This window comes from Herbidospora yilanensis, assembly GCF_001570565.1.
Lineage (GTDB): Bacteria > Actinomycetota > Actinomycetes > Streptosporangiales > Streptosporangiaceae > Herbidospora > Herbidospora yilanensis.
Window position 1 is genome coordinate 29081 of the sequence record NZ_BBXE01000017.1, and the last position, 13856, is coordinate 42936.

Annotated in this window: 15 protein-coding genes and 1 pseudogene; 7 read left to right on the forward strand and 9 right to left on the reverse strand. The window is 70.5% G+C overall.

All coding sequences use genetic code 11. From position 1 onward, the window contains the following. Nucleotides 1–119: 119 nt before the first annotated feature. Entirely contained in the window at nucleotides 120–1052 is a 933-nt protein-coding gene (locus AW273_RS09860) for a helix-turn-helix transcriptional regulator (protein ID WP_062347461.1), read from the reverse strand. Nucleotides 1053–1126: 74 nt separating this feature from the next. Here AW273_RS09860 and AW273_RS09865 point away from each other — a divergent pair, with 74 nt between their 5' ends. The 4 genes from AW273_RS09865 to AW273_RS09880 all read left to right on the forward strand — a co-directional run bounded on the left by AW273_RS09865 (nucleotide 1127) and on the right by AW273_RS09880 (nucleotide 5561). Beyond that, nucleotides 1127–1516, forward strand: coding sequence for a VOC family protein (locus AW273_RS09865; RefSeq protein WP_062347463.1), 390 nt, complete (start codon nucleotides 1127–1129; stop codon nucleotides 1514–1516). Continuing rightward, nucleotides 1513–2067, forward strand: a complete 555-nt coding sequence (locus AW273_RS09870; protein WP_062347465.1) for a YdeI/OmpD-associated family protein — start codon at nucleotides 1513–1515, stop codon at nucleotides 2065–2067. Before AW273_RS09865 ends, AW273_RS09870 begins: the two co-directional genes overlap by 4 nt. Before the next feature lie 271 nt (nucleotides 2068–2338). Then, on the forward strand, nucleotides 2339–5119 hold the full coding sequence (locus AW273_RS09875; RefSeq protein ID WP_062347467.1) for a M14 family zinc carboxypeptidase: 2781 nt from the start codon (nucleotides 2339–2341) through the stop codon (nucleotides 5117–5119). Nucleotides 5120–5222: 103 nt separating this feature from the next. Continuing rightward, nucleotides 5223–5561 (forward strand): peptidase inhibitor family I36 protein, encoded by a 339-nt coding sequence (locus tag AW273_RS09880; RefSeq protein WP_062347468.1) that lies wholly within the window; start codon nucleotides 5223–5225, stop codon nucleotides 5559–5561. On the opposite strand, the gene AW273_RS09885 is transcribed toward AW273_RS09880, so the two are convergent. The 7 genes and pseudogenes from AW273_RS09885 to AW273_RS09910 form a co-directional block, all read right to left on the reverse strand. Next, nucleotides 5558–6628, reverse strand: a complete 1071-nt coding sequence (locus AW273_RS09885) for a DUF5685 family protein (RefSeq protein ID WP_062347470.1) — start codon at nucleotides 6626–6628, stop codon at nucleotides 5558–5560. The genes AW273_RS09880 and AW273_RS09885 overlap by 4 nt on opposite strands. Before the next feature lie 118 nt (nucleotides 6629–6746). Further along, on the reverse strand, nucleotides 6747–7163 hold the full coding sequence (locus tag AW273_RS09890; protein WP_062347472.1) for an NUDIX domain-containing protein: 417 nt from the start codon (nucleotides 7161–7163) through the stop codon (nucleotides 6747–6749). Nucleotides 7164–7877: 714 nt separating this feature from the next. Continuing rightward, nucleotides 7878–8378 (reverse strand): hypothetical protein, encoded by a 501-nt coding sequence (locus AW273_RS09895; protein ID WP_157555669.1) that lies wholly within the window; start codon nucleotides 8376–8378, stop codon nucleotides 7878–7880. A 360-nt stretch (nucleotides 8379–8738) separates the two neighbouring features. Then, entirely contained in the window at nucleotides 8739–9254 is a 516-nt protein-coding gene (locus AW273_RS09900) for an Imm21 family immunity protein (RefSeq protein WP_063909903.1), read from the reverse strand. Nucleotides 9255–9300: 46 nt separating this feature from the next. Next, nucleotides 9301–9643, reverse strand: a pseudogene (locus tag AW273_RS36130) (helix-turn-helix domain-containing protein); the annotation flags it as partial. A gap of 98 nt (nucleotides 9644–9741) precedes the next feature. Next, nucleotides 9742–9990, reverse strand: a complete 249-nt coding sequence (locus AW273_RS09905; protein WP_157555670.1) for a hypothetical protein — start codon at nucleotides 9988–9990, stop codon at nucleotides 9742–9744. After that, nucleotides 9987–10454: a hypothetical protein gene (locus tag AW273_RS09910; RefSeq protein WP_157555671.1), complete on the reverse strand. Its 468-nt coding sequence runs from the start codon at nucleotides 10452–10454 to the stop codon at nucleotides 9987–9989. Before AW273_RS09910 ends, AW273_RS09905 begins: the two co-directional genes overlap by 4 nt. 64 nt (nucleotides 10455–10518) lie before the next feature. Here AW273_RS09910 and AW273_RS09915 point away from each other — a divergent pair, with 64 nt between their 5' ends. Genes AW273_RS09915 through AW273_RS09925 form a run of 3 tightly spaced genes read left to right on the forward strand, consistent with a single transcriptional unit; the run spans nucleotide 10519 to nucleotide 13132 of the window. Then, nucleotides 10519–11304 (forward strand): ABC transporter ATP-binding protein, encoded by a 786-nt coding sequence (locus AW273_RS09915; RefSeq protein ID WP_062347482.1) that lies wholly within the window; start codon nucleotides 10519–10521, stop codon nucleotides 11302–11304. Continuing rightward, complete coding sequence (locus AW273_RS09920) at nucleotides 11301–12314, forward strand: aliphatic sulfonate ABC transporter substrate-binding protein (protein ID WP_062347484.1); 1014 nt, start codon at nucleotides 11301–11303, stop codon at nucleotides 12312–12314. Before AW273_RS09915 ends, AW273_RS09920 begins: the two co-directional genes overlap by 4 nt. Then, nucleotides 12311–13132 carry an ABC transporter permease gene (locus tag AW273_RS09925; protein WP_198168091.1) on the forward strand — a complete coding sequence of 274 codons (822 nt, stop codon included), beginning with the start codon at nucleotides 12311–12313 and terminating at the stop codon, nucleotides 13130–13132. Before AW273_RS09920 ends, AW273_RS09925 begins: the two co-directional genes overlap by 4 nt. Here AW273_RS09925 and AW273_RS36135 read toward each other — a convergent pair. Continuing rightward, nucleotides 13040–13810: a MerR family transcriptional regulator gene (locus AW273_RS36135; RefSeq protein ID WP_083949651.1), complete on the reverse strand. Its 771-nt coding sequence runs from the start codon at nucleotides 13808–13810 to the stop codon at nucleotides 13040–13042. The two genes, AW273_RS09925 and AW273_RS36135, sit on opposite strands and share 93 nt — an antisense overlap. Nucleotides 13811–13856 lie beyond the last annotated feature (46 nt).

Here is a 13856-nt window from a genome sequence, read left to right on the forward strand (position 1 = left end):
GCCGGCAACTGCGCCTGCTGACGCGGGCCCGGGTCGAGCCCGACGCCGTCGGGATGGGCCGACCCGGTCACGGCTGTCGGCTCCCGTCTGGACGTCGCGGATTCGGGTGCCGGGTGTCCTCAGGCTCGGGCATACCGCCCCGCCAGGCGGTGGAGGTACTCCTTGAGCTCGGGCGGGTCGAGCACGGTGAAGTCGACGCCCAGGCTGCCGAGGAAGGCCGCCAGGTCGCCCAGTGAGTCGGCGCCCGTCTCCAGCACGCCGTCGTCCGCGAGCACCCCGGCCGCCGGGGTGAGCAGTTCGGTCAGCCGCTCCATCGGGGCGTGCAGCCGCACCCGGGCCGGGTAGCGGTAGGCCGCCGAGCCGACCCCGCGCATGACCTGGGTCGCCGCGTCCTCCGGAGGTTCGCGGGGGACGAAGCGCGGCCCGTTCGGCACGCGGGGCCGCACCCGGTCCACGCGGAAGGTGCGCCAGTCGGCGCGGTCGACGTCCCAGGCGAGCAGGTACCAGCGGCGGCCGGTGTAGACGAGCCGGTGCGGTTCGACGTCGCGCACGCCGGGGGTGCCGTCGCGGAGCCGGTAGTCGAAGCGCAGGCGTTCGCGGTCGCGGACGGCGGCGGCGATGTGGGTGAGGGTGGCGGCGTCGACGGTCGGGCCGCGCCGGGCGACCGACACGGTCGCCATGCCGACGGCGTCGATGCGGTGCCGCAGCCGGGAGGGCAACATCCGCTGCAGTTTCGTCAGCGCCCGCAGCGAGGTCTCCTCGATGCCGGTGACGGTGCCTCCGGCGGCGGCGTGCAGGCTGACGGCGACCGCCACCGCCTCCTCGTCGTCGAGCAGCAGCGGCGGCAGGGCCGCGCCCGCGCCGAGCCGGTAGCCGCCCGCGACGCCGGGGGTGGACCGGATCTCGTAGCCGAGGATGCGCAGGCGCTCCACGTCGTTGCGGACGGTCCGGCCGGTCACGCCGAGCCGGGCGGCGAGCTCGGGGCCGCCCCAGTCGGGGCGCGACTGGAGCAGGGACAACAGGCGGAGCAGCCTGACGGAGGTTTCCAGCATGGTCCCAGTCAATCGCGGAACCGCACGTTCCGCGATCGGACCTAGTGTTCGGAGGGAGACGAAGGGAGCAGCCCATGCTGCGAGGACCGGCCACCATCACGTTCTGGGCCCAGGATCTGACGGCCGCCAAGGAGTGGTACACCGACGTGCTCGGAATCGAGCCCTACTTCGAGGTGCCGGGGTATGTGGAGTTCCGGATCGGCGACTACCTGGCGGAACTGGGCATCATCGACTCCCGGCACGCCCCCGAGGACGCCCCGGCCACGCCCGGCGGGGCGATCATGCACTGGCACGTCGACGACCTGGAGGGGTCGCTCGAACGGCTGATCAAGCTGGGCGCCACGCCCCACCTGCCGCTGACCAAGCACGGGGAGGGGTTCGTGACGGCCTCGGTCGTCGACCCCTTCGGGAACGTGCTCGGGATCATGCACAACCGGCACTACCTGGAGGTGCTCGGCCGATGATGCACTTCCCCGACGCCGCGGCGTGGGAGGCCTGGCTCTCGGCCAACCACGCCGGTGAGGGCGTGTGGCTGCGCATCGCCAAGAAGGGCGCGCCGCTGACCTCGGTCACGATCGGCCAGGCGCTCGACGTGGCGCTCTGCTACGGCTGGATCGACAGTCATCGCAGGGGCCACGACGAGCACAGCTACCTGCAGCGGTTCTCCCGGCGGCGGCGGGGCGGCGCGTGGTCGCGGGTCAACGTCCGCCTGGCCGAGGCCCTGATCGAGGCCGGGCGGATGCGGCCGCCGGGGCTGGCGGAGGTGGAACTGGCCCGCGCCGACGGCCGCTGGCAGGCCGCCTACGCGGCCCAGAGCGAGTTCACGGTCCCGGCCGACCTGGAGGCGGCGCTCGACGCCCGGACCCGGGCGGTCTTCGAGGGACTCGACCGGACCGCGCGCTACCTGCTGGTCCTGCCGCTGCTCAAGGCGCGCAGCCCGCAGGGGCGGGCGGCGCGGCTGGAGAAGCTGCTCGGTGAACTCCACACCCGTATGGCCGGCCAGGCGGAGCCGTAACGGGAAGAAGCAGTTCCCGGGTTGCGAAGCCGACGCCCACTCGTTATCAGGCGTTATAAAGGGACATCCGGGACCGGCGTGACCCGTGTGACCTGGTAATATGTCAGATACCACAGGTTTTGACAGTGTTTTGTTGAGTTTTCCTGTCTCTTGTCCCTTTTTTACCGTTCCATTACCGTCCGCAGTGGCTTTCGTACTCCCTCGGACGGGCTCCTCTCCCGAGCACCCCCGTCCCCTCCGCCCTGGAGGCGACATGCGGTTCCGCGCGACAATGCGCAGAAAAACCCCCTACGTCGCGGCACTGGGCGCCGCGGCCCTGGTGGCGGCCGGCCTCACCCTGACGCCGACCGCCTCGGCGCAGTCGGCGGCGGCCGACTGCGCCAGCGACCCCGGCGCCCACATCGCGTCGGTCCCGAGCCCTCAGCAGTTCTTCGGCTTCCCGCTGGGCACGGGCCAGACCCGGATCCTGACCACCCAGGAGCTCATCGACTACACCCACGCCGTGGGCGCCGCCTCCGACCGCGTGCGCCTGGGCGTCATGACCAACAGCGTGCTGGGCACCGAGATGCCCTACGCGATCGTGTCGAACGCGGCCAACGTCACCGACGCGCGGCTGAAGAAGATCGCGGACGACATCGTGTCGCTGCGGGACCCGCGCACCCTGACCGACGCCAAGGCCGCCAAGATCGCGCAGGACGCCCCCGCGATCGTCTACGTCGCCGGCAACGTGCACGGCGGCGAGAAGAGCGGCGCCGACGCCTCGCTGCAGACCCTCTACGAGCTCGCCTCGGGCCTGTCGTGCGACGTCAAGACGCGCAACGACAACCTGATCACGATCATCGTGCCGACCCAGAACCCGGACGGCCGCGACGCCAGCCGCCGGCAGAACGAGTTCGGCTTCGACCTCAACCGTGACTGGTTCGCGCGCACCCAGAAGGAGACCGACGCCAAGCTGGAGCTGCTGCGGAAGTATCCGCCGCAGGTCTTCATCGACGCCCACGAGATGGGCGGGCGGCAGTACTTCTTCCCGCCGAACGCCGACCCGATCCACCACGAGATCGCCGACCAGCCGGTCGACTGGATCAACCGCATCGGCGAGGCCAACAAGGCCGGCTTCGGCTTCAACGGCGCCTGCGGCGGCTCGGTGACCGTCGAGTGCTACTTCAACTACGCCACGTACGACATGTTCTACATGGGCTACGGCGACACCGTCCCGGCCACCGGGTTCGGCGCCGCGGGCATGACGTTCGAGAAGGGCTCCTCCTCGGCCGTCCCCGACCGCGTGCAGCAGCAGTTCAACACCCAGTGGGCCACCACCGGCTGGGCCGCCGCCAACAAGCACGAGATCCTCGGCAGCTACTGGGACATCTGGAAGACCGCGCTGGCCGAGGGCCAGCAGGGCGTCCTGGAGCCCAACGAGGTCGTGCAGCCGACCAACACCGTCCGGTTCCCGGTGCCGGACGTCAAGATCCGCTCGTACTTCCTGCTGCCCGACCGGCAGATCGGCGACGTGCGCAAGCTGGTCGAGCGCCTGCGTCAGATGGACGTCGAGGTCTACCGCCTCACCAAGCCGCTCACGGTGCCCAACGCCAAGATCTTCGGCGGCCGGTCCGAGAGCGACAAGGTGATCCCCGAGGGCTCGTACTACATCCCGATGGCCCAGCCGCAGAAGCACTGGATCCAGGCGACGCTCGGCGAGGACCCGTACGTGCCGTTCCCGTACTTCTACGACGTCTCGTCCTGGAGCAACCCGCTCCTGGCGGGCGTGGACACGGTGTACTCCGGTGACGTCGTGTCGCCGCAGGCCCAGCTCGTCCGCAAGATGGAGGGCGGCGTCGCGCAGGGCGCGTCCAAGAAGGGCTCGTTCTCCTACCCGCTCGACTCCGCCGCCGCCTCGGAGCTGACCTTCAAGCTCCTCGGCCAGGGCGTCGCGCTGCGGCGCGACCTCACCACCGGCGTCGTCTCCTTCTCGCCCGGCGAGATCGGCCGCGCCGAACTCGACGAGCTCGCCACCTCCCTCGGCGTGACCGTCGCCGGCGGCGGCGACGCTCCTTCCGGCACGCTGCTGACCATCCCCGACGTCGGCCTCTACAACGGCACGGGTGTCTCCACCACCTCCGGCTCCTACGGCGAGGCCCGCTTCGTCCTGGGCGCCAAGTGGGGCCTGACCCTCAAGCCGGTCACCACCGCCGACATCAACAACAACACCGCCGCCTTCACCGAGCGCGGCGTCCTGCTGATGCCCGACGGCAGCAACGCCACCGGCGGTCTGACCGCCCAGGGCCAGGCCAACCTCAAGGCGTGGGTCTCGAACGGCGGCACGTACATCGGCCTGCGCAACCAGGGCACCCGCGTCGCCCGCGCGGCCGGCCTGACCAGCACCACCGAGAAGGCCAAGCCGACCGGCTACCAGGTCATCGGCTCGCACTTCCGCGTCGACACCGCGACGTCGGACCCGGTCGCCCTGGGCCGCCCGGCCGAGGACTTCCAGTTCAACAACGGCGACCCGATCCTCAACCCGTCGACCACCGGCACCAACGTGCTGACCTACCCGGCCGACGGCACCTGGTGGGTCAACGGCACCACCAACGGCGCCGACGCCCTCAAGGGCTCGGCCGCGCTGACCAACGAGCCGACCGGGGCCGGGCACGCGGTGCTGTTCGCGTACAACCCGCTGTTCCGGGCGTACAACGAGAACGGCATCCACCTGGTCGCCAACGCCCTGCTGATGCCGAAGGGCGCCGCCGCCCCCGCCGCGCAGAAGCGGGCGCTCGCCCGGACCGCCGCCCCCGCCGCCTCGGCGGAGGAGACCCCGCTGATCGGCGGCGAGTGGCGTCCGTTCCAGATCCAGGTGGCCGACGCCGACCTCGCCCGCACCCAGGCCGTGGTCGCGAAGTACACCGACACCGCGACGGTCGCCAGCGCGGCCGGGTCGTCCTACCTGACGATCCCGAACCCGGAGGGCCTCGACATCCACGAGCACCCCTTCCTGCGTGACCTGGTCAACGAGCTGAACGTGGCGGGCATCCCGCTCCGCTCGGTCGTCGGCTGACCCCTGTGAGAAGCCCGGCCGGGTGCCACCCCGGCCGGGCTTTTCCCTTTCCTGTACGTCGCCTACCGGATACACCCGATCACACGGGGTTATCTTCGACACCATGATTCGTTTCGCCACCCTCGCCGGCCTGATCGCCTTCGCCTCCCTGACCGTCGCGGCGCCCGCCGCCCAGGCGACGCCCGGCGACATCTGCATGTTCAGCGGACGCGACTACAAGGGCTCGTCGTGGTGCTGGAACCCGGGCGACGGCTACGTGGACATGCCCCCGGTGCTGCACGACAACGTGGGCTCCTTACGGGCCACGTCCGGCGGGTGCTTCATCAACTGGATCGAGGTGCCGTCGAAGAAGGAGACCCGCGCCGTCCGCGGCGGCGACTTCCGCAAGGCCTACGACGACGACTTCGGGGCGAAGATCGACGCCGTCGCCCCGAAGTGTTAGCAGTCGCAGGAACAGTCGCAGCACTCACAGCAGTCACAACAGTTCCCGCAGCCGGAACAGGCGTCGCACCCGCCGCAGTCGCAGCGTTCGGTGCATGACTTGTACCGCTCCTCGTCCCACGGGGGGCGGTACAACCCGCAGGTGCAGCACGCGGCGGCCGAGCACACCAGCGACACGAGGCCGCCGGGGTCGGGCTTGAGCCGGCGGTCCTTCTTCGGTGCCTCCGCCTCGGCGAAGGTGCGCTCGACGGCGCGTCCGGTCTCCCTGACGAGCAGCGCCCTGGCCAGGCCGCGGCGTTCGAGGTCGAGATCGGCCAGCGCCAGCCTCAGCCCGCCGACCGCGTCGTCACAGTGCCGCCGGGCGGTGGCGAGGTCGGTGCCGGACGCGACGAGCGGGTTGTAGGCGCCCTGCGCGCGGTCCCGTTCGAGGTCCTCGACGGCGTCGAGCAGATGGGCGAGCCGCCCGAAGTAGCGACCGGCCTCCTCCAGCGTCTCCTGGTTGCCCGGCTTCCCGGCGAGCACCGCCGTGTGCCCGAAGGCCGCCGCGACGGCGTCCTCCGTCGGGGCGGTGAGCTGGAGCAGGGACCTGTCCGGGAGCCGTTCCACCCGCGCCTGTTCCCGCACGGCCGTCAGCAGCGGCCCCGGGTCGAACGCCAGCGCCCCCGCCGTGGCCGTCCCCGCCCGCGACCACCGCTCGGCCAGCCTGCCGCCGCCCGCGGCCACGAAGCGGCTCCCGAACGGCCCGTCGCCGTCTTCGATGTGGTCCTTGAGCTTGCCCGACGCCAGGATGAGCGACACCGCGGCGGCCAGGCGCACGCCCTCCGCCTCGCTGATGTCGGCGCCCTTGAACCCGCGCAGGGCGCAGGGGGCGGCGCGGCGGTGCCTGGTCTCCTTCGACTGGGCCTCGGTGAGCACCGAGACGAGCAGGCCGTCGTAGTTGGTGACGAGGCGCGCGGCGTGGCCGTGCTCGTCACGGAGGGCCACGCAGAGGCCGCACAGGTGGGCCATCCACTCCGCGAACAGGCCGCCGCACAGGTTGTGCTTGCAGGGCCGAACAATCCCGAACAAACCATGATCCTTCCCGAGAATTCGGGATCAGCATGCCAGCGCCGGCTTGCACACCGCTTGGAGACCACCGGGTCATCATCTCCGCCCGAGCGCGCACCCCCCGGCTTCGGGAGCGACGTCACGTGACGAGCACGGCGGTGAGCATGGAGAGATACGACTCGTGGGCGAGACGCAGGCTGTCAAGGTCGGACGTCTCGAACCACGTCACGGCGTCGTGCTCGTCCGGCGCGGCGTTGACGGGTGTTCCGGTCCACCTGTCGACCAGCCAGATCCACATGTGGAACGTCGCGGTCCGGATCTCGTGCATCGGCGGGCCGCACGGCTCCGGCACCGTGATTCCCAGCTCCTCCCGAAGCTCGCGGACCAGGCTCTCCTTCGCATCCTCCCCCTCCTCGACATGACCGCCCGGCAGGTCCCACACGTCGGGATACCAACGGCGTCCGGCGCTTCGATGACACAACAACTCCCGATCGCCGTCGCGAAGAACGGCCGTCACGATCCGGACCGGACCGGACTCGTCAGCGGAGATCGTCATCGGCACATTCTGACCCGTGCGGATCTGCCGCGTCCAAGGCGCGTCGCGCCTCCGGCGTGAGCGGTGCGCCGGCCGACGACAGACCCATCTCGCCTGCGCGAGACTCATGACGGCTGTGGGCCGATCGCCGACCTCGCGGCATCGGGCGGTCATCTGTGACTCCGTGCCGCACCCGCTCATCGCATGGATGCGCACGTGCCCGGCTTCGTTTCGCCTTCCGCACGTCGCTTGGGCTGATGGGCCACGCGTCGGCCATAGCGCGATGATGACGGTATGTCGTCACGTCGCCCGAAATGGGCCGACTCGTCGCTGATCTACCACGGCTTCAGCCGCGCCATGCCTGTCCTCCCGCCGCCGCTTCAGCGAGAGATCAACAACACACCGCAGCTCATTCTGTTAGGAGCTCTCAGCCCCCCTTTGGCGGCGGCATCGGTCAATCTGGCGACCGCGGCGCTTCATCAGGCCGTGGGTGCGGGGAGGACGGGCGCGCGGCATCGTGCTGGTGCTCGCCCTGGCCGGATCACGACGCTGGCGAAGGGCCTGGGAGGCTGAGGGTGAGCATCCGGAAGTGGCATCCGGACGACAAGCCACTTCGGGGCGACGAAACCGTCCGCCGACTGAACCGATAAGCCACAGTGGTCCTGCCCGGCGCGCGAACTCTCGGCAGCTCCACGCGCCTTCGCCGCTGACCATCCGGCTTTCTGAGGAGGCCGTCTACCAGTCGTCGGAGTTGAAGGTCTCCGGGTCGTGGGTGGTCAGCCAGACAGCCTCATCGAGCCGGGCCTGCTGCCGGTCGCGGTATGCGGTGCCATCCACATAGGCGCGATCGCGTTGAAGCGCGGCCATCCGGTCACGGACGCGCTGTTCGGCCTTGCTCACGGGCGGCTTAGGGCGCCTGGCGGCCTTCGCCTCGGCTCGCGCCTGATCGAATCTCGCCTGCTTGGGCTTGAGCACAGCCCATTCCGCGGCGATCTGATCCAGCAGGAACTGCCGTTCAGCGGCCAGCTCGCGCCGCTCACGGATGATAGCGCGCTCTTCGGGGCTGACCTTGGACTCCTTGCCGCTTTGCCGCACACCCGTTTCACGGAATACACGAGACCGTTCCCGGTTGAAGTCGGCCAGCAGACTGCCGATCTCATCGTCCCGGGCTGCGATCTCCAGCCCCCGCCGCATCCGGGGTGTCAGAGGCGGGCGGCTGTCACCAGATTCCGTCATCTGCTCTCCTGCTGAAGCTGAAGGGCCTGGCCGAGGTCATTCCGCCATGGCACTCCTCAACTTCGACCCACGGGGTGGCGGGCTGGCTAGTTGCCTAATCACCACAATCCCGCACCGGCCCGACCAAACGGCTTTACCGCAGATCTCAACCCCGCACCGATCAGCAGCCACTCGAGCGAGGAAAGAGGTCTGCGAGGCGTCATGCTCAGCCTCTGTTCAGGTGGTGTCGTCATTTCACAGGCGGTGGCCTATGAAACAAAGTCGGCGTCAGCCTGTTCTCGCGCGGCCAACATGTTGCCACACGCGATCTTGTTGCCGGGTGAGACACCCTGACATGCCTGGCAGCTCGGGCACTGCTTGCTAGGCCAGGGAGAGCCGGGTGGTTGGAGAGAACCTGATGAGGATGAGGTAGGCCATCGGAATCTCCATGTAGGCGGCTTCGGCTGTGTAGTCGCCTGGTGGGAGGTCCAGGCGCAACTGCTCCTGACGGCTCCGCAGAACGTGCGGATAGTCGTAGACGGAGTCGAAGAGAATCAAGGGCTCGGTGATCCTCCAGTTCAGCCAGGATTCCCAGTTGACGGTGGAGAGCAGGCCGGGAACCGCTTCGATGGCTTTGTCCTCGTCATCGCTGGCGACCTCGCGCAGCAGCAGACCGTGCTGTGGAAGAAAGGTAGTGCGGGCTGGGACATCGCCTAGGACGAGCGCCTGTGCGGTCCCGACGTCGATCAGGCCGATGTAGTCGTCAACGGCACAGGCCCGGCCGTAGTCCCCCTCTTCATCCGGGAAGTTCATCGGGGCCCCGGCCCAGAGATCACAAGCGGATTCAGGGATCAAGATCAACGGGCCGCCAAGGGACGTCACCCAGGTGCGTTTCACGACGTACTCCTCTTAGGTGGAGCTACTCAGACTGCCACCCGACGACAAGGCGGTTCAGGCCGTAGCGGGTCAGGATGCGGTGGGCCGTTGAGGGCGGCAGACCCACGATCGGCCCCAGGCTGGCGGGACCCAGTTTGCGGGCGGCACACAGCCGGCACACCCGTGTTTCCAGCACCGCCGGGGTTCGACGCGGCGTGGTGAGGGGACGGCTGGAGCGGTCGTGAAGGCCGGCCGGGCCTTCTTCCCGCCAGCGGCGCACCCACTTGTGGGCGGTGGCGCGGGAGATGCCCATCCCGGGCAGCCACGTGCACAACGGGCCGCCCGGATTGGACCCGGTCGATGAGCAGTTGGCGGCCGTAGATGGTCAGGCGAGCGTTGTGGTGAGGCACGAAGACCTCCGGCGGGCGGTTCCTAGACAGCTCCACCACATCGGAAGTCTTCGCTATAGATCAATCCCCACCGTCAACAACGTTGGTGGTCACTACACCTAGGTGGGCCGCACCAGCGCGGTACTGGTGTACTGGCTGGCAGAGTGCAGGCGAGGTTCTCGAAAGTGGTCCAGCCGTCGTTCCTTGCGGAGCTTCCGGGGAACCACGTTGGCGGGGAAGAACGGGTATCCGAAGGAGCCCTGGATGTTGCCGTCGATCTCGTCGACGTCGCTGCGAAGCCGGGCCACCCACTGCACCACGCTCGTGCCGAGGATCTGACGAGCACGGCTTGAGCCGCTCGACATCATTCTTGCGACCCTGTGTCGAGAACGACACTCGCCGCCAGGGCCGCGACGTCGTCGCCCGTGCCGAGTTCCTCCAGGACCGCGATCGCCACGTCGGCCGGACGCGGCGCGACCGCGATCTGGTAGCGCACGCCCCGGTCCCCCTCCACGGAAAGCCGGGCCCGCAGCGCCTCCCCCGACGCGCCCAGTGTCGCGGCGGCGCGCACCCGGAGGTCCTCGTCGGCCAGGGCGCGGTCGAACACCTCCCCGTAGGCCCCGGGCGCGGCGAGGGCGGCCAGGGCCCCGACCGCGATGAGGCGGACCGGTGTGCGGGCCGATTCCGGGGGGTCGCTACATTCGTCCCGATCATCGAACTCGCCGGGGTCGTCGAGCAGAGCCGCGGCGGTCGCGGGTGTGCCGCGCCGGGCGAGCCGGCGCAGGGCGTTCGCGCGGACGCGCGGGTCGTCCGAGGTCAGGTCCGCCTTCACGGTTCGCATGATTGCGGCCGGTACCCCGTTATGTCTATCGGTTTGGTAGGATATAGTCCGTTTCGTGACGATCACTACCGCACCCGCGGGTGTCTCGCTGCGCGGCGTCGGCCGGGCTTTCGGCGACCATGTCGTGCTGCGCGACATCGACCTGGACATCGCTCCCGGTGAGGTCGTCGCCCTGCTCGGGGCGTCCGGATGCGGCAAGTCCACGCTGCTCCGCATGGTCGGCGGGCTCGACCTCGCCACCTCGGGGACGGTGCGGGTCGACGGGCGGGACGTCACCGGGATCGACCCGCGGTGCGCCGTCGTGTTCCAGGAGCCCCGGCTCCTTCCCTGGCGCACCCTGGCGGGCAACGTCGCCCTCGGCCTGCCCCGCGACCTGCCGCGGAACCGGCGTGACGCCGAGAGCCGCCAGTGGCTCGCCGAGGTGGAGCTGCGCGGGTTCGCCGACCACCGGCCCCGGCAGGTGTCGGGCGGCATGGCGCAGCGCACGGCGCTGGCCCGCGCCCTCGCGCGGCGGCCCGGGGTGCTGCTGCTCGACGAGCCCTTCGCGGCGCTCGACGCGCTGACGCGGCTGCGGATGCAGGACCTCGTCGAGGACGTGCAGCGGCGATCGGGCACCACCGTCGTCCTCGTCACCCACGACGTCGACGAGGCGTTGAAGCTGGCCGACCGGGTCGTGCTCCTGGGCGGCGCTCCCACCGGAGTGAGCGTCGTCCTGGACGTGCCGGGTGATCGGCCCCGGGACCATCATCAGCCGGAACTGGCCGCGCTGAGGTCCGAACTGCTGGCAGGCCTCGGCGTGCCGCGACGTACCCCCCTGGAAAGAGAGACCCACGCACGATGAGCAGACTCCGGATCACGCTGACCCTCGCCCTGGCCGCGACGCTCGCCACCGCCTGCGTCAGCGGGGAGGACGCGACGGGGCGGCCCGCCGCGGAGAACACGGGCGGGCAGCAGACCGAACTGCGGCTCGACTACGCCTACTACAACCCGTCCAGCCTGGTCATCCGCGACCAGAAGTGGCTGGAGACCGAGCTGGCCGCCAAGAACGTCAAGGTCACCTGGACGTTGTCGGCGGGCTCCAACAAGGCCAACGAGAACCTGCGCGGCAACGTGATCGACCTCGGCTCCACTGCGGGGGCCGCCGCGTTCCAGGCCCGGTCGAACGGGACGCCCATCAAGGCCGTCGGCATCTTCAGCCAGCCCGAGTGGGCGGCCGTCGTGGTGGCGAAGGACTCGCCGATCACCGACGTGGCGGGGCTCAAGGGCAAGCGCGTGGCCGCCACCAAGGGCACCGACCCCTACTTCTTCCTGCTCCAGTCGCTGCACGAGGCCGGCCTGGCGGCGACCGACGTCGAGGTGGTCAACCTCCAGCACGCCGACGGCAAGACCGCGCTGGAGCGCGGCGACGTCGACGCGTGGGCGGGGCTCGACCCGCTGATGGCGCAGAGCCAGATCGACGCGGGGTCCAAGGTCATCTACCGCAACGCGGGCTTCAACTCCTACGGCTTCCTCAACGCCCGCGAGGCGTTCATCACCGAGCACCCCGATCTCGTGCAGGCGACCGTCAACGCCTACGAGAAGGCCCGTGACTGGATCCAGAAGAACCCCGACGCGGCCGTCGAGCTGCTGTCGAAGGAGTCGAAGGTGTCGCCCGAGGTCGCCAGGCTGGTGCTGACCGAGCGCACGAACCTGACCGTCAGCCCGGTGCCGGGCGCCGACCAGCGCGCGGTGCTGGAGCGCATCCTGCCGACCCTCGTCGAGGAGAAGCAGGTCAAGGCCGAGCAGGACGCGACGACCGCCCTCGGCAGCCTCTTCGAGCCGAAGTTCGCCGAACAGGCGGCCCAGCCGTGACGGTGACCGGCGACGTGGAGACGGTCGCCGGGACCGGCGCGAAGGACGGGCGGGCGGCCGGGTCGAGGCGGCGGTGGACGTCGGCCGCCGCCGCGTTGTCGCTGCCGGTCGTGGTGCTGGCGGCATGGCAGGCCGCGGCCTCGTCCGGGGCCTATTCGACCGCGCAGCTCCCGCCGCCGCTGTCGGTGCTGGAGGCGCTGGGCGAGCTGGCCGGGGACGGGTCTCTCTGGACGCACATCGCCATCAGCGTGCAGCGGGTGCTCATCGGATTCGCCGCCGGGGCCGGGCTCGGGTTCCTCCTCGGCGCGGTCGTCGGCCTGTCCCCCGCCGTGCGGGCGGTCGTCGCGCCGAGCATCGCGGCGCTGCGGGCGGTGCCGTCGCTGGCGTGGGTGCCGCTGCTGGTGTTGTGGCTCGGCATCGGCGAGGGGCCGAAGATCACGCTGGTCGCGATCGGCAGTTTCTTCCCCGTCTACACGACCATCTCGGCCGCCCTCGCGCACGCCGATCCGCACCTCGTGGAGGTCGGGCGTGCCTACGGGCTGCGCGGCGGGGGGCTGCTGGGCCGCATCATGCTGCCCAGCGTCGCGCCGGCGATCTTCTCGGGGCTGCGGCTCGGGCTGGCGCAGGGGTGGTTGTTCCTGGTCGCCGCCGAGCTGATCGCGTCGTCGATGGGCCTGGGCTTCCTGCTCACCGACAGCCAGAACACCGGGCGGACCGACATCCTGCTACTGGCCATCCTGCTGCTCGCCGCCCTCGGCAAGTCGTGCGACGTGGTGCTGGGGCTGGTCGAACGCCGGATCCTGCGCACCCACCGCTGAGTCCGCGCGGGCCAGGTAGTCGCCGAGCAGCGCCGCCGCGCGCAGCGTGGCCAGCCCCCGGGTGGTGAGGCGGCGCCGCCAGTCGTCCAGGGCACGGGCGAGCGAGCCGGCGCCGCCCGCCGTGCGGACCTGCCGGACCACCGCGGCGATGTGCGCCGGCGGGTAGCCGCCGCGCCGCAGCAGGTGGGCGAGCTCGGCGTCGCGGACGTCCTCGGCGCGGAAGAGGCGGTGGCCGGTGGCCGGGTCGCGGCCGGGGTCCAGGATCCCGGCCCGCTCCCATTTCCGCAGCGTGGCCGGGGTGATCCGGAGCCGGCGCGCGAGCGCGCCGATGCTCTTCACCGCCGGGGCGGCGGGCCCGGTCGTCAGGTGGTGGACGGCGCCGCGGACCGCGTCGAGGGTCTCCCGGTCGCGGAGCGACTGGGCGTGGCCCGCGTCGACGAGGGCCAGCGCGTCGTCGAGCCGGTCGTCGTGGACGGCGTTCATGATCTGGACGGCGGTCGCGTGCCCGTACGCCGGGACGAGCGCCAGGAAGGCCCGCAGCGCCGCCGCGTGGACCTCGGTGTAGACGCGGTAGCCGCTGGGGGTGCGCCCGGCGGGCGGGAGGCAGCCGGCCTGTTCGTAGTTGCGGACGGCCTGGGTCGAGATGCCGTGCTCACGGGCGAGGTCGGTCGGTCGCAAGGGTCATCACCGTTTTGAGACTTTAGCCGCTTGGTCACCGGAAAAA

Bases quoted from the DNA above. Each gene is read 5' to 3' on its own strand.
- AW273_RS09860 (WP_062347461.1), bottom strand. From the start codon at position 1,052: ATGCTGGAAACCTCCGTCAGGCTGCTCCGCCTGTTGTCCCTGCTCCAG.
- AW273_RS09865 (WP_062347463.1), top strand. From the start codon at position 1,127: ATGCTGCGAGGACCGGCCACCATCACGTTCTGGGCCCAGGATCTGACG.
- AW273_RS09870 (WP_062347465.1), top strand. From the start codon at position 1,513: ATGATGCACTTCCCCGACGCCGCGGCGTGGGAGGCCTGGCTCTCGGCC.
- AW273_RS09875 (WP_062347467.1), top strand. From the start codon at position 2,339: ATGCGCAGAAAAACCCCCTACGTCGCGGCACTGGGCGCCGCGGCCCTG.
- AW273_RS09880 (WP_062347468.1), top strand. From the start codon at position 5,223: ATGATTCGTTTCGCCACCCTCGCCGGCCTGATCGCCTTCGCCTCCCTG.
- AW273_RS09890 (WP_062347472.1), bottom strand. From the start codon at position 7,163: ATGACGATCTCCGCTGACGAGTCCGGTCCGGTCCGGATCGTGACGGCC.
- AW273_RS09895 (WP_157555669.1), bottom strand. From the start codon at position 8,378: ATGACGGAATCTGGTGACAGCCGCCCGCCTCTGACACCCCGGATGCGG.
- AW273_RS09905 (WP_157555670.1), bottom strand. From the start codon at position 9,990: ATGATGTCGAGCGGCTCAAGCCGTGCTCGTCAGATCCTCGGCACGAGC.
- AW273_RS09920 (WP_062347484.1), top strand. From the start codon at position 11,301: ATGAGCAGACTCCGGATCACGCTGACCCTCGCCCTGGCCGCGACGCTC.